Below are 17468 nucleotides of genomic sequence, written 5' to 3'. Positions count from 1 at the left end.
CTCAAGCGAAGAGTAGGGACATTGTGACCAGCGAGCAGTGGGGTCGGGTCGAGGAAGACGGAACGGTCTACGTGAAGACCGCGGACGGCGAGCGTTCCGTAGGGCAGTACCCGGAAGGCACGCCGGAGGAGGCGCTTGCCTTCTTCACGAACCGGTTCGACCAGCTCGCCTTCGAGGTCGAGCAGCTCGAGCGGCGCGTGCATGCGGGGAAGACGTCGCCGGACGAGGCGACCGCGGCGGTCAAGACCGTCATCGAGAAGGTGACCGACGCCAACGCCGTCGGTGATCTGGCCTCGCTGGTGGCGCGACTGGAGGCACTCGCCCCGGTCATCGCCACCCAGCGCGAGGCGCGCAAGGCCGAGCGGGCCGCCAAGGCGGCCGAGGCGAAGGTCGCCAAGGAGGCACTTGTCGCCGAGGCCGAGAAGCTGGCGCAGAGCAACGACTGGCGCAACGGCGCCAACCGTCTGCGCGAGCTGCTCGACCAGTGGAAGGCGCTCCCCCGCATCGACCGCTCCTCCGACGATGCGCTGTGGCGCCGCTTCTCCACCGCGCGCACCGCCTACACGCGTCGCCGCAAGGCCCACTTCGCCGAGCTCAACGCCCGGCGCGAGGACGCCAAGGTGATCAAGGAGCGGATCATCGTCGAGGCCGAGCAGCTCTCCTCCTCGACCGACTGGGGCCCCACCGCGGGCCGCTACCGCGACCTGATGCGCGAGTGGAAGGCCGCCGGGCCGGCTCCCAAGGACGTCGACGACAAGCTCTGGAAGCAGTTCCGCGCTGCCCAGGACGTCTTCTTCGGCGCCCGTGACGAGGCCAACGCCGCGCTCGACGCAGAGTTCGCCCAGAACGCTGTCGTCAAGGAGGGCCTGCTCGCCGAGGCCCAGCAACTCCTCCCGCTGCTGGAGAAGGGCGAGGACCTCGACGCCGTCAAGCGTTCCTTCCGCGCCATCGCCGACCGCTGGGACGAGGCTGGCAAGGTCCCCCGCGACCGGATCAAGGAACTCGAAGGCGCGATGCGCAAGGTCGAGCAGGCCATCAAGTCTGCCGAGGACGCCCAGTGGCGCAAGTCCGACCCGGAGAAGTCCGCCCGTGCCGACGACATGATCGCCAAGCTCGAGGAGGCCATCGCCCAGGTCGAGTCCGACCTCGACAAGGCCCGCTCCGCCGGCGACGACCGCAAGATCAAGAGCCTCGAGGAGAACCTCGAGTCGCGCCGCCAGTTCCTCGAGATGGCCAAGCGCGCCTCGGCTGACTTCTCCTGACCTGGGTCAGGCGAATGGGGTCCAGGGATACCCGGTCGGCCGGGTATCCCTGGACTTGGCGGGCACTGAAACACCCGTCAAGTCCACGAAGTGCCCGTCCACCCACCGCGACCGTCTCAGATGCCGAGAAGCCGAGTCGGCGCGTCTGTCCCACGCTGGTGGGGCAGACACGCCGACTCGGCGTTGTATTTCGGGGCAGTTGCGCCGACTCGGCGATGGGTTACAGACCGGCGCCGCCGTAGTAGTCGCCCCTGCCTGCGTTGTCGCGCTTGATGTTGCGTACGTCCTCGGGGTCGATGCCCTTGGGAGCCATGCCGATCGTGGTCCAGGCGAGCCCCAGGAAGAGGAGTACGCCGCCGATGATGAGGATCCAGGTGAACATGGTGTGCTCCTTCGCCCGAGCGCCCGAGTGGCGCTTTGCTTTACCTTACCGGATCGAGGGAGCGCAGTTACCCGGTCACACCTGCTCTCGGGATTCCTCAGACGCCGTTGGTCGGCCCGATGTTGGGGCCGTGGTGCTGCATCGCGCCGTTGTACTCGGCCTTGGCCGTGGCCTGGGTGCGGTTCTCGTCCGCGACGGCCGCGTCGACTCCTCGCGTTGACTTGCGCAGCACCTGCCACAGGACCCCACCTACGATCAGGATCCCGAGAACGATCAGAAACCAGGTGAACGGGTCCATCGGCTGCTCACTTCCTATTGGGTGACGCGGTAGGCGTCGAAGACGCCAGGGACGGTGCGTACCTGCTTCAAGACGGTGTCCAGATGCTTGGAGTCTGCCATCTCGAAGGAGAACCGAGACTTCGCGACACGGTCGCGGGTGGTGGTGAGCTGGGCACTGAGGATGTTCACGTGGGCGTCGGAGAGCGCCATCGTGATGTCGGAGAGGAGCCGGGCGCGGTCGAGCGCCTCGACCTGGATGTTGACCAGGAAGACCGAGTTGGAGGTCGACCCCCACTCGACCTCCAGCAGGCGCTCGGGGTGGGAGCGGAGCTCGGCGGCGTTGGTGCAGTCGGTGCGGTGCACCGAGACTCCCCCGCCCTTGGTCACGAAGCCGAGGATGTCGTCGCCCGGCACCGGGGTGCAGCACTTGGCGAGCTTGACCCACACGTCCGGGGAGCCCTTGACGATCACGCCTGCGTCGGAGTTGGCGGCGGAGACCTTGCCGTGGCGCCGGCGGCCGACGTTGATCGCCTCGGCGAGATCCTCGGCGGCGCCCTCGTCGCCACCGCGGTCCTCGATGACGCGACGTACGACGGCCTGGGCGGAGAGGTGGCTCTCCCCCACCGCGGCGTAGAGCGCCTCGACGTCGGCGAGGTCGAAATGGTCGGCGACCTGCATCAGCGACTCGCGCGACATCAGCCGTTTGAGGGGCAGGCCCTCCTTGCGCATCAGCCGGCCGATCGCGTCCTGGCCCTTCTCGATGGCCTCGTCGCGACGCTCGCGGGTGTGCCACTGGCGGATCTTGGCCTTGGCGCGGTTGGACTTGACGAAGGAGGCCCAGTCCTTGGACGGACCGGCGTTGGGCGACTTCGAGGTGAAGACCTCGACCACGTCACCGCTCTCCAGGGTCGACTCCAGCGGCACCAGGCGCCCGTTGACACGGGCGCCGATGGTCTTGTTGCCTACCTCGGTGTGGACGGCGTACGCGAAGTCGACGGGTGTCGCGTCGGCGGGCAGCGCGATCACGTCGCCCTTGGGAGTGAAGACGTAGACCTCGGTGCGCTTCATCTCGAAGCGCAGCGACTCCAGGAACTCGCCGGGGTCGTTGACCTCGGACTGCCAGTCCATGAGCTGCTTGACCCAGCTCATGTCGTTGTCCATCGGCCGGTCGGTGTCGACACCGTTGCGGCCGTCCTCCTTGTATTTCCAGTGGGCCGCGACACCGAACTCGGCGCGGCGGTGCATCGCGAAGGTGCGGATCTGCAGCTCGACCGGCTTGCCCTGCGGGCCGATGACCGTCGTGTGCAGCGACTGGTACATGTTGAACTTCGGCATCGCGATGTAGTCCTTGAACCGCCCGAGGACGGGGTTCCACCGCGAGTGCAGGATGCCGAGGACGGAGTAGCAGTCGCGCTCGTCCTCGACCAGGATCCTGATGCCGACCAGGTCGTTGATGTCGGAGAAGTCCTTCCCGCCGACGATCATCTTCTGGTAGATCGAGTAGTAGTGCTTCGGACGGCCGGTGACCGTCGCCTTGATCCGGGCCTCGTGCAGGTCACGCTCGACCTGGTCGATGACCTGGGCAAGAAACTTCTCCCGCGACGGGTTGCGGTCGGCGACCAGGCGGACCAGCTCGTCGTACATCTTCGGGTAGAGTGTCGCGAAGGCGAGGTCCTCGAGCTCGAACTTGATGGTGTTCATGCCGAGCCGGTGGGCCAGCGGCGCGTAGATGTCGAGGGTCTCGCGGGCCGAGCGCTCCTGCGACTTCTGGGGGACGTAGCGAAGCGTACGCATGTTGTGCAGCCGGTCGGCCAGCTTGATGACCAGCACCCGGATGTCGCGGGACATCGCCACGACCATCTTGCGGATGGTCTCGGCCTGCGCGGAGTCGCCGTAGGTGACCTTGTCGAGCTTGGTGACGCCGTCGACGAGGTGGGCGACCTCCTCACCGAAGTCGCGGGTCAGCTCCTTGAGCGTGTAGGGCGTGTCCTCGACGGTGTCGTGGAGCAGCGCCGCCACCAGGGTCGGCTCGGTCATGCCGAGCTCGGCGAGGATCGTGGTCACCGCGAGCGGGTGGGTGATGTAGGGGTCGCCGCTCTTGCGCATCTGCGTGCCGTGCAGTCGCTCGGCGGTGACGTAGGCCCGCTCCAGGAGCGCCAGATCGGCCTTGGGATGGTTGGACCGCACCGCTCGGAAGAGGGGCTCCAGCACAGGGTTGCCCGGGGCGCCGCGCCCGCCGATCCGGGCCAGACGCGCACGTACGCTGCGACCCGACGGAGCCGGGCCACTGCTCTCCCGCGCCTCGATGTTGTGCGCACGAGGCTGCGCGACTGTGCGATCCTCTGCCATGTCCCGAGTCTACCGGCCGCACCCGGAGCATTGGCTAGGACGGCACCTGCATGATGGACCTGTCAACTGACCAACAGGGAGTGCACCGGGGTGCCGGGCAGCTTGCTGCGCGGGTCGAGGAAACCGAGCTCGAGCAGCACCGAGACGCCCACGACGACTCCACCGCAGCGCTCGACGAGCTCGATGGTGGCCGCGGCGGTGCCGCCGGTGGCGAGGACGTCGTCGATGACCAGCACCCGCTCCCCCGGCGCGATGGCGTCGGTGTGGATCTCCAGGGTGGCCTCGCCGTACTCCAGCGAGTAGGAGACCGCGTGGGTCTCGCGCGGCAGCTTGCCGGCCTTGCGGACCGGCACGAAGCCGACGCCGAGCTGCATGGCAGCCGGCGCACCGAGGATGAAGCCGCGGGACTCCATCCCGAGCACCTTGGTGACCGTCACCGCACCCTCGGTGTCGCGGGCCGGAGCGGCCAGCGCCTCGACCACTTGGGTGAAGCCGGCGTGGTCGGCCAGCAGCGGGGTGATGTCCTTGAAGCCGACACCCGGCTCGGGGAAGTCGGGCACGTCGGCGACCAGTCGCTCGAGGGTCTCCTCCAGCGACCGGCCGCCGGTGGCGGTCTCGGGGAGACTCACTTGCGCTTCGACCTCGACTCGCGCTTGGGCTGCGGACGCCCGGCGGCGCGGCTGTCGCTGACCTCACGGTGCTGGCTGGGGGCGTTGCGACCCCGGCCGGTCGGGGCGGTGTTGGGCCTCGGGCTCCGGCTCACCCCGGCCTCGTGGAGGTCCTCGGAGCCTTCGCGGAGCTCGTCGGGCTCGCCGTCGGCGACCGCCATGCCCTCGTCGAAGACCGGCACCGCGGCGTACTTGTCGGCTTCCTTCATCCGGGCCGCGGCGCGCCGCTCGGCGTCGACGACCTCCTTCTCCCGCGACTTCAGGTGCACCAGCAGCGGCGTGGCGATGAAGATCGAGGAGTAGGTGCCGACGGCCATACCGACGAAGAGGACCAGCGAGATGTCCTTCAGCGAGGAGGTGCCGAGCTGGACGGTGCTGACGTAGAGGATCGCGACGACCGGGAGCAGACCGATGATCGAGGTGTTCACCGAGCGGACCAGGGTCTGGTTGACCGCGAGGTTCGCGGCCGAGGCGTAGGTCTGCTTGGTGCGCGACAGGTTGCGGGTGTTCTCCTTGACCTTGTCGAAGACCACCACGGTGTCATAGAGCGAGTAACCGAGGATCGTCAGGAACCCGGTGATGGTCGCCGGCGTCACCTCGAACCCGACGATGGCGTAGACGCCCACGGTGATCACCACGTCGTGGAGCAGCGCGGCCACACCTGCGACCGACATCTTCCACTCGCGGAAGTAGACCCAGATGAACAGGATCACACCGATCAGGAAGATGCCCAGCGCCAGCCCCGCCTTGGAGGCGACCCGCTCACCCCAGCTGGGGCCGATGCCGGTGCGGCTGACGTCGTCGTCGGCCACGTCGGCGGTCGAGGTGATCGCCTCCATGATCGCGTCGTCCGCCTCGGAGTTGTCGGCGATCGCCTTGGTCTCGATGACGATCGACTGCCCGCCGGCGGTGCGAACAGTGGCGCCGTCGGCAGCCTCGACAGCGGTGTCCCCGACGGCCGTACGCAGGTCGTCGGCGAGCTCCTGGTCGGCCTGCGCCACGGTGACGGTGTAGCGCGTGCCGCCGGTGAAGTCGATGCCGAGGTTGAGGCCCTGGAGCGAGACACCGAGGATGACCGCGACGAGGACGACCGCGGAGATCGCGTACCAGAGCATCCGTCGGCCGACGAAGTCGAACGACTTCTCGCCGGTGTAGAGCTCCTTGCCGAGCCGCGAGATCGAGAACTTGCTCATCAGGCCTTGCCTCCGACCAGAGTGGTGCCCGTGGGGGCGTCGACGGTGCCGATAGCGCGCTTGTCCATGCCGGAGAGCACGTGGCCCTTGTTGAAGAAGCCCCAACCGGCCAACAGCTTGGTCAGCGGGTGGGTGAGCCAGAAGAACACCAGCACGTCGATGATGGTGGTCAGACCCAGCATGAAGGCGAAGCCCTTGACCTCGTTGGTCGCGAAGACGTAGAGCACGAACGCGGCCAGGAACGAGACGGCGTCGGAGGCCAGACAGGTGTTCCGGGCGCGGACCCAGGCGGTGTCGACGGCCACCCGCATCGAGCGGCCCTCGCGCATGTCGTCACGCATCCGCTCGTAGAGGATGATGAAGGAGTCGGCGGTGATGCCGATACCGACGATCAGACCGGCGACGCCCGGGAGGTCCAGGGTGACACCGGCGGTCTCGCTGAGCAGCAGGATCATGCCGTACGTCAGGGCGCCCGCCACGGCCAACGACCCGATCACGACGATGGCCATGGCGCGGTAGTAGAGCACCGAGAAGATCACCACGAGGATCATGCCGATCAGGCCGGCCCACAGACCGGCGGTGAGCTGGTTGCCGGCCAGGGTCGGACCGATCACCCGGGTCTGGATGCCGTCCTCGGGGAAGTCGAGCGGCAGCGAGCCGTACTTCAGGTTGTTGGCCAGCGCGGCCGCGGTCTCCTGAGTGAAGTCGCCGCTGATCTGGGCCCCGCCGCTGATCCGCGAGTCGGCGGTCGGGGCGGAGATGACCTTGGCGTCCAGGACGATCGCGAACTGCTCGCCGCTGCCGGCGATGGCGCCGGTGGTGTCGGCGAAGACCTTGTTGCCGTCGGACTTGAAGTCGAGGGTCACGACGTAGTTGGCCTGCTGCTGGGGGATGCCGTAGGAGGCTTCCTTGATCTCGGTGCCCTCGATGACCGCCGGGGTCAGCAGGTAGGGCATGCCGTCGTCGTCACAGGTCAGCAGCGGCTTGCCGGCGATGTCCTCGGCCGGCTTGGAGCCTGGCGTGGGGCAGGTGAAGGAGCTGTAGGCGGTCGCCCACTCCTGCGGCACGTTGCGCATGAACTTCACCGCGTCGTCGACCTTGACGACCGAGTTCTCGCTCTTCTTCTTCTCGGAGTCGGCACCGGCCGACGCCGAGGCCGAGGGGCTCGGGTCGCTCTTGGCGTCCTTGTCGGAGCCCTTCTCGGACTCCTCGGAGGCGCTGACCGTCTCGCTGCCGAAGGGAGCACGCGGCGAGGTGCCGGGAGCGGCACCACCGGACGGGTCCTCGATCATCGAGCCACCGCCGGCGCCGGCGTCGCCGGAGCCGCAGGGCCGCTGCGGGCTGCAGGCCACCAGGCGGAAGCGGAGCTTCGCGGTCTGACGGACGCGCTCGGCGGTCTCCTGCTGCACCTTGCCGGTGCCGGGGATGGAGACCTTGATGACGTCGTTGCCCTCGGTGGTCACCCGGCCGCCGGTGATGCCGGAGCCGTTGACGCGCTGGTCGATGATCGTCTTGGCCTCTTCGAGGCTCTCCCTCGGGACCGAACCGCCCTCGGTGTTCTTCGCGGTCATCGAGATCTCGGTGCCGCCACGGAGGTCGAGGCCCAGCTCGGGCTTCCAGGTGCCGGCGAACGCGATGCCGCCGAACATGATCGCGATCGCCAGGAAGAGCAGAGCCAACGTCCGCCCGGGGCGCGCGGTCTTGCGTGCCATGTGTCGCTCAGTCCTTCTTGTCGAGGTCCACGATGACGTTCTCGGCGTCGGCGGAGGTCTCCTCGGCGGGGGCCTCGACCTCGGCCTCGTCGGACTCCGCGGGAGCCTCGGTGACCTTCTGGGCCACGGCCTGGCGCACGACCTGGATGATGACGCCGTCGGCGACCTCGACCTTGATGTTCGTCGTGGTCTCCTCGACCTCGGTCACGGTGCCGAAGACCCCAGCGGTCAGCATGACGCGGTCGCCCGGCTGGAGGTTGAGCTGGAGCTCACGGGCCTGCTTCGCCCGCTTCTGCTGCGGCCTGATCAACAGGAAGTAGAACAGGACGATGATGACGATGAAAGGAAGGAATTCCACGGGGGTTCGGCTCCGACAGTCTGAGTGGTCACCGGCAGGCGCACGGCGACGTGCAAGTCTAACCAGGCACCTGGTGGCGAGTGTGAATCAGGCCTCATTCCAGAGGGCATCGGTCGACCAGGCGGCGGCCTCGGTGTTGGCCGGGACCGGCAGTCCCAGATGCTCCCAGGCTGCCGGGGTCGCGACGCGGCCCCGTGGCGTACGGGCCAGGAAGCCGGAGCGGACCAGGAACGGCTCGGCGACCTCCTCGACCGTCTCGCGCTCCTCCCCTACCGCGACCGACAGGGTCGAGATGCCGACGGGGCCGCCGCCGAACCGGCGGCAGAGCGCGTCGAGGACGGCGAGGTCGAGGCGGTCCAGGCCGAGCGGGTCGACCTCGTAGAGGTCGAGCGCCTTCTGGGCGACCTCCTGGGTGACGGTGCCGTCGGCCTTGACCTGGGCATAGTCGCGTACGCGGCGCAGCAGCCGGTTGGCGATGCGTGGGGTGCCTCGGGAGCGGCCGGCGATCTCGGCGGCACCGTCGTCGTTGAGCGTGACGTCGAGCAGGCCTGCGGAGCGGCGCACGATCAGCTCGAGGTCGGCGGGGTCGTAGAGCTCGAGGTGGCCGGTGAAGCCGAACCGGTCGCGCAGGGGTCCGGGAAGCAGACCAGCGCGGGTGGTGGCGCCGACCAGGGTGAACGGCGGCAGATCGATCGGGATCGCGGTCGCGCCCGGCCCCTTGCCGATGACGACGTCGACCCGGAAGTCCTCCATCGCCAGGTAGAGCATCTCCTCGGCCGGCCGGCTCATCCGGTGGATCTCGTCGACGAAGAGCACCTCCCCCTCGTTGAGCCCGCTCAGGATCGCGGCCAGGTCGCCGGCGTGGGTGATCGCCGGACCGGAGGTGATCCGCAGCGGCGCCGACATCTCGGCGGCGATGATCATCGCGAGGGTGGTCTTGCCGAGTCCCGGAGGCCCGGAGAGGAGTACGTGATCAGGGGCTCGCTCGCGCTGCCTCGCCGCCTCCAGCACGAGGCTGAGCTGCTCGCGGACCCGCTGCTGGCCGATCAGCTCGTCGAGGCTCTTGGGGCGCAGAGCCGCCTCGACCGCGCGGTCGTCGTCGCCGTCGGCCTCGGCGATGGTGAGCGAGGAGAAGTAGTCCTCCTCGGCCCGGGTCAAGTCGTCCTCGTGCATGCCTTATGCCTTTGAGAGAGTCCGCAGCGCCGCCCGGAGCAGCACCGAGATGTTGGCCTGGTCGCCGGCCTCGGGCTCGATCGCGGAGACCGCCTTGTCGGCGTCCTTGCTGCTGTAGCCCAGGCCGACGAGGGCCTCGGTCACCTGGTCGCGCCAGGGGGCGGCGGCCACGGAGGCGGCTGACGGCGCGGAGGCGGTGCCCGAGGGCGTACCGATCCTGTCCTTGAGCTCGAGGATGATCCGCTGGGCGCCCTTCTGGCCGATGCCGGGGACCTTGGTGAGGGTCTTGGCGTCCTCGGTCGAGATGGCCAGCCGGATGCCGTCGGGCGAGAGCACCGCGAGCATCGCCTGAGCGAGCTTCGGGCCGACGCCGGAGGCGGTCTGGAGCAGCTCGAAGAGAGTGCGCTCGTCGGTGTCGGTGAAGCCGAAGAGGGTCAGCGAGTCCTCACGCACCACCAGGCTGGTCGGCAGGCGGGCCTCCTCGCCGGTGCGGAGCGTGGCCAGCGTGTTGGGTGTGCAGAGCAGCTCGATGCCGATGCCGCCGACCTCGACGACGGCGGTGGAGAGACTGACGGCGGCGACCTTGCCGCGCACGGACGCGATCATCTGCGTACCTTCCCGGCCGCGGCGACCGCGGCTTCGATGCGGTTCTGGGCGCCTCCGCGCCACTGGTGGGTGATGGCCAGCGCGAGCGCGTCGGCGGCGTCGGCGGGCTTCGGCGGGGCCGGCAGCCGCAGGATGCGGGTCACCATCGCGGTGACCTGCGCCTTGTCGGCTCGGCCGTTGCCGGAGACGGCGGCCTTGACCTCCGAGGGCGTGTGCAGCGCGACCGGGAGACCGCGTCGCGCGGCGCAGACCATGGCGAGACCGCTGGCCTGGGCCGTGCCCATGATGGTGGAGACGTTCGAACGGGCGAAGATCCGCTCGATCGCGACCGCGTCGGGCCGGTGCTCCTCGATCCAGGCGTCGATGCCCTTCTCGATGCTCACCAGCCGCTCCCAGACCGGAAGGTCCGAGGAGGTCCGGATCACCCCGACGTCGATCATCGACAGCGGGCGGCCGAGCGAGCCGTCGACCACGCCCATCCCGCACCGGGTCAGGCCGGGGTCGATACCGAGCACGCGCACTGGAGCACCTCTTCCACAACGACCGAGCCGGCCGGGTGTCGAACGTCTGTTCGTAGACTACCGGCCGGCTGCTGCCTCCGACGCCGCGACACCCTCATTCACGAGGATGTGACGCGATCGGAGGCCTCGAGTCGCTGCTGAGGTCTCCCGCTCACAGAGTGTCGGTGCGTCGCTCCTCGACGGTCTCGGTGCCGTCCGCGTGCCTCCGCCGCGCGACCGTGCGCGCGCGGCCGCCGGTGTTCAGCGTCACGGCGGTCAGGATCAGCACCACGGCTCCGACAGCGGCCAGGATCCAACCGACCTGAGTCAGATCGACCCCGCTGACCGAGACGTGCACGGCCAGCGCCAGGATCAGCCCGACCACGAGCAGAATCGCTCCTACGCCGTATCCCATCGTGTCCTCCTTATAGGGCGAACCCGCCCTGGTGGCGGTTCGGCGACCTACTGGGTACCCACCAACCGCTCAGGGCATGAGCCGGTGCGTACGAGGACGTGGGAGCTGGGTCGGCGCCGCGGGCGCCGCCGGTCAGGCGTCGACGGTCTCCATGACCTCGTCGGGGACATCGGCGTTGGAGAAGACGTTCTGGACGTCGTCGAGGTCGTCGACGGCGTCGATCAGCTTGAAGACCTTCTCCGCGGCGGAGGCGTCCGAGACCGGGATGTCCATGCTGGCGACGAACTGCACCTCCGCGGAGTCGTAGTCGATGCCGGCCTCCTGCAGCGCCGTGCGCACCGCGACCACGTCGGACGGGTCCGAGACGATCTCGAAGGACTCACCGAGGTCGTTGACGTCCTCGGCACCCGCGTCGAGGGAGGCCTCGAGCAGGTCGTCCTCGGTGATCTCCTTGCCCTCCTGGGCCTTGGCTACCACGACCACGCCCTTGCGGTCGAAGAGGCGCGAGACCGAGCCCGGGTCGGCCATGGTGCCGCCGTTGCGGGTCACCGCGGTGCGTACCTCCATGGCCGCACGGTTGCGGTTGTCGGTCAGACACTCGATCAGGAGTGCCACGCCCTGGGGTCCGTAGACCTCGTACATGATCGTGTCGTAGCTGACGCCGCCGCCGTCGAGGCCACCGCCGCGCTTGACCGCGCGGTCGATGTTGTCGTTGGGGACCGACTGCTTCTTGGCCTTCTGGATGGCGTCGTAGAGGGTCGGGTTGCCGGACGGGTCGGGACCGCCGGTCTTGGCCGCGATCTCGATCGTCTTGATGAGCTTGGCGAAGAGCTTGCCGCGCTTGGCGTCGATCGCCGCCTTCTTGTGCTTGGTCGTTGCCCACTTGGAGTGGCCGCTCATCTGGAAACCGTCCTTTGCCCCGCGTCGTCGCTGTGCTTTCAAGCCTGGTCGAGCCGCCTCCGGAAACACCACAGGGCAGCAGGAGGCCATTCTAACTACGTGGCGCTCGCCGCCGTCAGCAGCAGGTGTCCAGGAACAGCCGGTGGAGCCGGTCGTCGGCGTTGACCTCGGGGTGGAAGCTCGTCGCCATCAGCTGATCCCGGCGTACGGCGACGGCGTGTCCCGCGGCGCTGGCCAGCACCTCGACATCAGCGCCGACCTCCTCGACCCACGGCGCCCGGATGAAGACGGCGTGGACCGTGCCGTCCAGCCCGGCGACCTCGAGCTCGGTCTCGAACGACTCGGTCTGGCGCCCGAAGGCGTTGCGCCGGACGGTGATGTCGAGGCCGCCGACGGTCTCCTGCCCCGGAGCGGCGTCGAGCAGCCGGTCGGCCAGGAGGACCATGCCGGCGCAGGTGCCGAACGCGGGCATGCCGGTGCGGACGCGTTCACGGAGCGGGTCGAGCAGCTCGAACGTACGCGCCAGGCGCCACATCGCCGTCGACTCTCCGCCGGGAATGACGAGCGCGTCGCAGGTGTCCAGCTCGGCCCGGCGGCGTACGGGAAGGGTCTTGACCCCCAGCCGGGTCAACGTGGCCAGGTGCTCGCGGACATCGCCCTGGAGGGCGAGTACGCCGATGGTCGGTGCAATCACTGCGGCAGCGTAGTTCGCCGCAGCGGCGACGCGGAACTCGGCTCAGGCGGTGTTGCACTCGAAGGAGGCGAAGGTGAGCACAGCGCTGCTGGAGAAGTTCACCAGCACTGTCGTCGCGCCGTACCAGCTGGTGCCGGCGAGGTGCGAGCGCACCCGCAGCTGCAGCCGGGTGTTGGAGAAGAGGTTGAGGCCGAGCAGGTTGCCCAGTGCCGTCGCGCTCTGCTGGTAGCTCTGTCTCGAACCGGCGGCCCCGGAATGCGCGACGGTCACCGGTGGGCCCTGGTTCTGGTTGGTGCTCCGGTTGAAGAACTGCAGCTGGTAGTCGTAACTCGCCAGCGGCGGCGCGGAGGTCGGCGCGACCCCCTCCCAGCGCAACGTGATCGTGCTGCCGAGCACCAGGTTCTGCGCCTGGCAGTTGCCGTTCGCGCCGCCGCTTCCTCCCCCGGAGGAGGGTGCCGCGGTCGGCGAGGCCAGGGTGGCCGTGGCGAGGGTGCCGCCGGTGACGCTCACCGGGTCCGTCCAGGCCGCCCAGGTCGGCGGCGTCGCCGTGCCGAGCAGCAACGCGAGCACGAGGGCGGCGAGCGCGAGCCGTCCTCCGTGGCCTCGGCGCCGGTCCTCTGCGGGACTCGGCGCAGGTCGTGGTTCTTCGGGCGCCTCGGGGGCCGCCGGGGCGTTCGGAGCGGGCGGGTTCGCCCGACGGCGCATCAGGATCGCCAGCAGCAGGGCCGCGTAACCGGCGAGCACGAAGATCCCCGGCGGATGCGAGAGCCAGGCGATCGCGGCGCCGAGACGGGGCACCGAGAAGACGACGCGGTCGGCGGAGGTGACCTGATAGGGGCGCAGGTCGGCGGCGTCGTTCGCGTCACCCTGCATCCGCAGCATCGAGCTCGCCTCGGTGTGGTCGATCGAGACGACCCGGTGCGTGACCCGCGTGCGTTCGTACGGCACCGAGATCACGTCACCCACCGCGATCTCACGATGGTCGACCGGCACCGCCAGCGCCAGCGACCCGGTCGGGATCGCCGGTGACATCGATCCGGACCGGAACAGGAGCGGCCGCACGTCGAACGCGACCCCCGCGAGCAGCGTCAGCAGGCACACCACGCCGGCCACCGCGGCCAGGGTGAGCGCGAGGTCGCCCGCCCGCCGGCTCGCGACGGTGACGAAGCGCCGAAAACCGGTCACGGGAGCTGCGTCCCGGTGAGCGTGAAGGTGAGGTCGCTCGAGCGGCCCTGGGCAGAATCGGGGGCGTCGGTGCCGAGCGTCACCTGCAGGCACAGCGTCTCCGAGGAGCCGGGTTGGAGCGTACGCGCGGTCGCGATGCCGGCCGACGGGAGCGCGCCACCGGTGCCCGCCAGGGCCGCGCCCGGGCAGGTCTGGTTCAGCGTGCCGTCGTTGGTCACGCTGGTGTCGGCGGTGACCTTGAGGGTCAGCGGGGACAGTGTGGCGGTCGAGGAGCCGCTCGTCATCGTGTAGCTCAGCGGGACGGTCCCGACGTTCTGGACGGTGAGGACGCCGGCCGAGGACGTGCCCGGATACATGCCGGTCAGACTCAACGCCGTGAAACCGGTGTAGGGGTCGGCACCGTTGACCTGGAGGTCGAGCGTGCCCGTGGTCAGGGTCGCGCCGCTGACCTCCACCGTGTCGGTCCAGTAGGCCAGCGTCCCGGTCGCCCCGATCGAGACGACCACGCCGAGGGCGAGCAAGGCGCGTAGGCGCGTCGACCTCACCGCACGCCGGAGCGCGGCGACCGGGCGCCGTCGTGGACTGGTCATGAACTTCCCTTTCGCTTGCTGCGCAGGACGAGGGCTGTGCCCCCGCCGATCGAGAGTGAGGCCAGGGCGATCAGCCACCAGCGCACCGGGCTGCCGGTGCCGGGCAGCAGGCCACCGCCGACCGGAGCCTGGCCCTCGGGCAGGTCGTCGCCCGGACCGGGCTCGTCCTCGCCGGTGGCGTCGTCCCCGGTCAGACGTACGTCGAGACTGAAGGTGAACCCGGAGTCCATCGTGTCGTTGCCGGAGCGCGGTGCGTAGGTAGCGACCACACCGATCCGCTCCCGACCGCCCCGCTCGAGGCTGCCCAGCGAGATGCTGGTGCCGGGCCGTACCTCGTGCCACTGGCCCGATCCGCGGCGCAGCCGCAGGTTCATCGCACCGTCGGCGACCAGGCGGTCGGTGTCGCGGACGTCGGCGCTCACCGACAGCGCACCGCGACTCTCCCCGGCGTCGCGCACCCAGAACGCTGCCGCTCGTGAGTCGCCGGGCACCCAGCGCACGTCCGGATCGAACAGCGGCTCGGGCAGGTCTGCGGCCCAGGTGCGGCCGTCGTTGCTCAGCTGCACCGGCTCGGTGGCTGCTCCCGCCGGCGTCGCGGAGAGGGCCCACATGATCAGGAGCGCAAGCAGAAGGCGTAGGACCGTCATGGCTTCGGCCCCTGAGCCTCGGCGCGCTCCCGGCGACGGTCGCGGACCGCGCCCCCGAACATCACCAGCGCGTAGCCACCGAGCAGCCCGGCGCCGACGAGCCTGGTGATGGCGCGCTGCTCGCCGGTCAGCAGCGAGTTCACCCGGCCGACGTAGGGCAGCCAGTACCAGCGCTCGCCGCGCACCTGCACCACGCGCACCGGCTTCACGTCGTCGGCGTCGTTGGCGTCGCCGCGGGTGGTGAAGATGCGCTCTCCCGTGGTGTCGGTGCCGATGCCCGTGATGCGGTGCGTCGCGACCGCCGGCTCCCCCGATCTCAGCTGGAAGGTGATCACGTCGCCGATCCGGAGCGTGGCCGGGTCCACCGGACGTACGACCACCAGGGATCCCGGTGGCATCCCGGGCCGCATCGATCCGCTGAGCACCGTGAGCGCCTCTCCCCCGACGATCCTGGGCACGGCTACGCCGAGGCCGATCACGGCTCCGGCGGCGATGATCACGAACCAGACTACGAACTGCCCGACGAACCCGAGCACCGCTCTGGGGCTCGGAAAGAGCAGGCGTCGTTCCCCCGGTGGCGAGGGGCGCCGGGACGAGACCATGCCTGCGGCCGTCATGGACGCCGGCTGACGGTTGTGGCTGACACGCCGATCAGGGGTTCGGGTTCTCGCCCGAGCTCTGGTCCTGGGTCAGGGTGATCGTGATCGCGTCGAGGGTCGCGGTGACGTCCTGGGTGTCGTTGGCGTTGATCGTGGTCGCGTCCCCGTAGGGGAAGACCACCTCGACCTGGGCGACCAGCGTGGTCGGGCCGTCGATCGCGAACGAGTCACCGTCGCCCACCGGCTGGCCGCCGAGCTCGTAGTCCGCAGAGGCGGTGAGCTGCATGGTCGTCGTGGCCTTGTCGGTGGTGTAGGTGACCTCGCCGGGGGCCGACACCGTGGCGGTGAGGTGGTCACCGGAACCGGTCACCTCGAACGAGCAGGACTTGGTGATCGAGTCGCCCGGGACGATCGTCGCGACCGCGGAGCCGTCCGGGTAGGTCCAGCCCGGCTCGCACGTGCCGTCGCTCAGCGCCATGTTGCCGGTGGTGAGCGTCCCGCCGGAGGCGGTGCCCTCATCGGTCCAGTAGGCGAGCGTCCCGGCACCACCGAGAAGCAGGACCGCCGCGGCTGCGGCAGCGACTGCGCCCTTCGTCGACTTCTTCATGACTCCCCATCTCCACAGGGACCCGGTGCCCCCGTATGTATGGATCCAAGATCCATCACTCCGGGACGATTTACATCGAAATAGGGTATTTGCTTGCCTTTTGTTCTGTTGTATCAGTCACACGCGGTTTGAATTCGTTGAGGCATCGAATCCGACGTTCGGTGAGACCCGTTCGTCAGCGCACCAGACGCGGAGCGGCTGCGCACCCATCGGAAGGATGCGCAGCCGCTTCGGTTCTGCTCTTGTCGGGCGACGTCGGTCGCGAACTACCAGCCGCGCTCCGCGAACTGGATCGAGCGGGCGGGCTCGTCGACGTTGAGGCCGACCATCGCCTCACCGAGGCCGCGGGAGACCTTGGCGACGACGTCCGGGTCGTCGTGGAAGGTGGTCGCCTTGACGATCGCCTCGGCGCGCTGGGCAGGGTTGCCGGACTTGAAGATGCCGGAGCCGACGAAGACGCCCTCGGCGCCGAGCTGCATCATCATCGCGGCGTCGGCCGGGGTCGCGATGCCGCCGGCGGTGAAGAGGACGACGGGAAGCTTGCCGTTCTCGGCGACCTCCTTGACGAGCTCGTAGGGCGCCTGGAGCTCCTTGGCCGCCACGTAGAGCTCGTCCTCGTCCAGGGCGCCGAGGCGGCGGATCTCGCGCCGGATCGTACGCATGTGGGTGACCGCGTTGGACACGTCCCCGGTGCCGGCCTCACCCTTGGAGCGGATCATCGCCGCGCCCTCGGTGATGCGGCGCAGCGCCTCCCCCAGGTTGGTCGCGCCGCACACGAACGGCACCGTGAACGCCCACTTGTCGATGTGGTTCTCGTAGTCGGCCGGGGTCAGCACCTCGGACTCGTCGATGTAGTCGACACCGAGGCTCTGCAGGATCTGGGCCTCGGCGAAGTGGCCGATGCGGGCCTTGGCCATGACCGGGATGGAGACGGCCTCGATGATGCCGTCGATCATGTCGGGGTCGGACATCCGGCTCACGCCGCCCTGGGCGCGGATGTCGGCGGGTACGCGCTCCAGCGCCATCACCGCCACCGCCCCGGCGTCCTCGGCGATCTTCGCCTGCTCGGGGGTGACCACGTCCATGATCACGCCACCCTTGAGCATCTCCGCCATCCCCCGCTTGACCCGCGAGGTACCCGTCTCGTTCGTGCTTGTAGCCATGGCCAGATCGTAATTCGCCACGCGCCGTCCACCACCCCCGGAAACCGCAGGTCAAGCCACTGTTCCCGAAGTGGACTGATCGCCGACTCGGCGCATCTGCCCCGAGATATGACGCCGAGTCGGCGCATCTGCCCCACGTACGGACGCCGAGTCGGCGCAACTGCCTCACGCATACACGCTGAGTCG

Annotated in this window: 20 protein-coding genes; 1 reads left to right on the top strand and 19 read right to left on the bottom strand. The window is 69.2% G+C overall.

What is annotated here, in order from left to right; genetic code table 11:
- The first annotated feature begins 23 nt into the window (after positions 1–23).
- Positions 24–1262 carry a DUF349 domain-containing protein gene (locus tag IEY81_RS00540; RefSeq protein ID WP_189116495.1) on the top strand — a complete coding sequence of 413 codons (1239 nt, stop codon included), beginning with the start codon at positions 24–26 and terminating at the stop codon, positions 1260–1262.
- 220 nt (positions 1263–1482) lie between these two features.
- On the opposite strand, the gene IEY81_RS00535 is transcribed toward IEY81_RS00540, so the two are convergent.
- The 19 genes from IEY81_RS00535 to pdxS form a co-directional block, all read right to left on the bottom strand.
- The gene (locus IEY81_RS00535; RefSeq protein WP_189116494.1) at positions 1483–1644 is read right to left on the bottom strand and encodes a hypothetical protein; all 162 of its coding nucleotides are present in this window, start codon (positions 1642–1644) and stop codon (positions 1483–1485) included.
- A 97-nt stretch (positions 1645–1741) separates the two neighbouring features.
- Complete coding sequence (locus tag IEY81_RS00530) at positions 1742–1942, bottom strand: hypothetical protein (protein ID WP_189116493.1); 201 nt, start codon at positions 1940–1942, stop codon at positions 1742–1744.
- Between the two features lie 14 nt (positions 1943–1956).
- Positions 1957–4272 carry a RelA/SpoT family protein gene (locus IEY81_RS00525; protein ID WP_189116492.1) on the bottom strand — a complete coding sequence of 772 codons (2316 nt, stop codon included), beginning with the start codon at positions 4270–4272 and terminating at the stop codon, positions 1957–1959.
- Between the two features lie 62 nt (positions 4273–4334).
- A complete protein-coding gene (locus IEY81_RS00520; protein WP_189116491.1) occupies positions 4335–4901 on the bottom strand; it encodes an adenine phosphoribosyltransferase in 567 nt (188 codons plus the stop codon).
- A complete protein-coding gene (gene secF / locus IEY81_RS00515; protein WP_189116490.1) occupies positions 4898–6133 on the bottom strand; it encodes a protein translocase subunit SecF in 1236 nt (411 codons plus the stop codon). The genes IEY81_RS00520 and secF overlap by 4 nt, the downstream gene beginning before the upstream one ends.
- On the bottom strand, positions 6133–7845 hold the full coding sequence (gene secD, locus IEY81_RS00510) for a protein translocase subunit SecD (protein WP_189116489.1): 1713 nt from the start codon (positions 7843–7845) through the stop codon (positions 6133–6135). The genes secF and secD overlap by 1 nt, the downstream gene beginning before the upstream one ends.
- A 7-nt stretch (positions 7846–7852) precedes the next feature.
- Positions 7853–8203, bottom strand: a complete 351-nt coding sequence (gene yajC, locus IEY81_RS00505) for a preprotein translocase subunit YajC (protein ID WP_189116488.1) — start codon at positions 8201–8203, stop codon at positions 7853–7855.
- Positions 8204–8290: 87 nt separating this feature from the next.
- On the bottom strand, positions 8291–9376 hold the full coding sequence (gene ruvB / locus IEY81_RS00500; protein ID WP_189116487.1) for a Holliday junction branch migration DNA helicase RuvB: 1086 nt from the start codon (positions 9374–9376) through the stop codon (positions 8291–8293).
- Between the two features lie 3 nt (positions 9377–9379).
- Positions 9380–9982, bottom strand: coding sequence for a Holliday junction branch migration protein RuvA (gene ruvA / locus IEY81_RS00495; protein ID WP_189116486.1), 603 nt, complete (start codon positions 9980–9982; stop codon positions 9380–9382).
- Positions 9979–10503, bottom strand: coding sequence for a crossover junction endodeoxyribonuclease RuvC (gene ruvC / locus IEY81_RS00490; protein ID WP_189116485.1), 525 nt, complete (start codon positions 10501–10503; stop codon positions 9979–9981). The genes ruvA and ruvC overlap by 4 nt, the downstream gene beginning before the upstream one ends.
- Before the next feature lie 151 nt (positions 10504–10654).
- Positions 10655–10897, bottom strand: coding sequence for a DUF6458 family protein (locus IEY81_RS00485; RefSeq protein WP_189116484.1), 243 nt, complete (start codon positions 10895–10897; stop codon positions 10655–10657).
- 132 nt (positions 10898–11029) lie between these two features.
- A complete protein-coding gene (locus tag IEY81_RS00480) occupies positions 11030–11797 on the bottom strand; it encodes a YebC/PmpR family DNA-binding transcriptional regulator (protein WP_189116483.1) in 768 nt (255 codons plus the stop codon).
- 115 nt (positions 11798–11912) lie between these two features.
- Positions 11913–12491 (bottom strand): pyridoxal 5'-phosphate synthase glutaminase subunit PdxT, encoded by a 579-nt coding sequence (gene pdxT / locus IEY81_RS00475; RefSeq protein ID WP_189116482.1) that lies wholly within the window; start codon positions 12489–12491, stop codon positions 11913–11915.
- 42 nt (positions 12492–12533) lie between these two features.
- A complete protein-coding gene (locus IEY81_RS00470) occupies positions 12534–13676 on the bottom strand; it encodes a signal peptidase I (protein WP_189116481.1) in 1143 nt (380 codons plus the stop codon).
- Positions 13673–14266 carry a SipW-dependent-type signal peptide-containing protein gene (locus IEY81_RS00465; protein ID WP_189116480.1) on the bottom strand — a complete coding sequence of 198 codons (594 nt, stop codon included), beginning with the start codon at positions 14264–14266 and terminating at the stop codon, positions 13673–13675. Before IEY81_RS00465 ends, IEY81_RS00470 begins: the two co-directional genes overlap by 4 nt.
- Complete coding sequence (locus IEY81_RS00460) at positions 14263–14913, bottom strand: hypothetical protein (RefSeq protein ID WP_189116479.1); 651 nt, start codon at positions 14911–14913, stop codon at positions 14263–14265. The genes IEY81_RS00465 and IEY81_RS00460 overlap by 4 nt, the downstream gene beginning before the upstream one ends.
- A complete protein-coding gene (locus IEY81_RS00455; RefSeq protein WP_229787122.1) occupies positions 14910–15530 on the bottom strand; it encodes a signal peptidase I in 621 nt (206 codons plus the stop codon). Before IEY81_RS00455 ends, IEY81_RS00460 begins: the two co-directional genes overlap by 4 nt.
- A gap of 34 nt (positions 15531–15564) precedes the next feature.
- Positions 15565–16119 carry an alternate-type signal peptide domain-containing protein gene (locus tag IEY81_RS00450; RefSeq protein WP_189116478.1) on the bottom strand — a complete coding sequence of 185 codons (555 nt, stop codon included), beginning with the start codon at positions 16117–16119 and terminating at the stop codon, positions 15565–15567.
- Positions 16120–16385: 266 nt separating this feature from the next.
- Positions 16386–17282, bottom strand: coding sequence for a pyridoxal 5'-phosphate synthase lyase subunit PdxS (gene pdxS / locus IEY81_RS00445; RefSeq protein ID WP_189116477.1), 897 nt, complete (start codon positions 17280–17282; stop codon positions 16386–16388).
- Positions 17283–17468 lie beyond the last annotated feature (186 nt).

It is taken from the genome of Nocardioides luteus (assembly GCF_014648595.1).
Taxonomy (GTDB): domain Bacteria; phylum Actinomycetota; class Actinomycetes; order Propionibacteriales; family Nocardioidaceae; genus Nocardioides; species Nocardioides luteus.
This window is presented reverse-complemented; position numbering and strand designations above follow the sequence as displayed.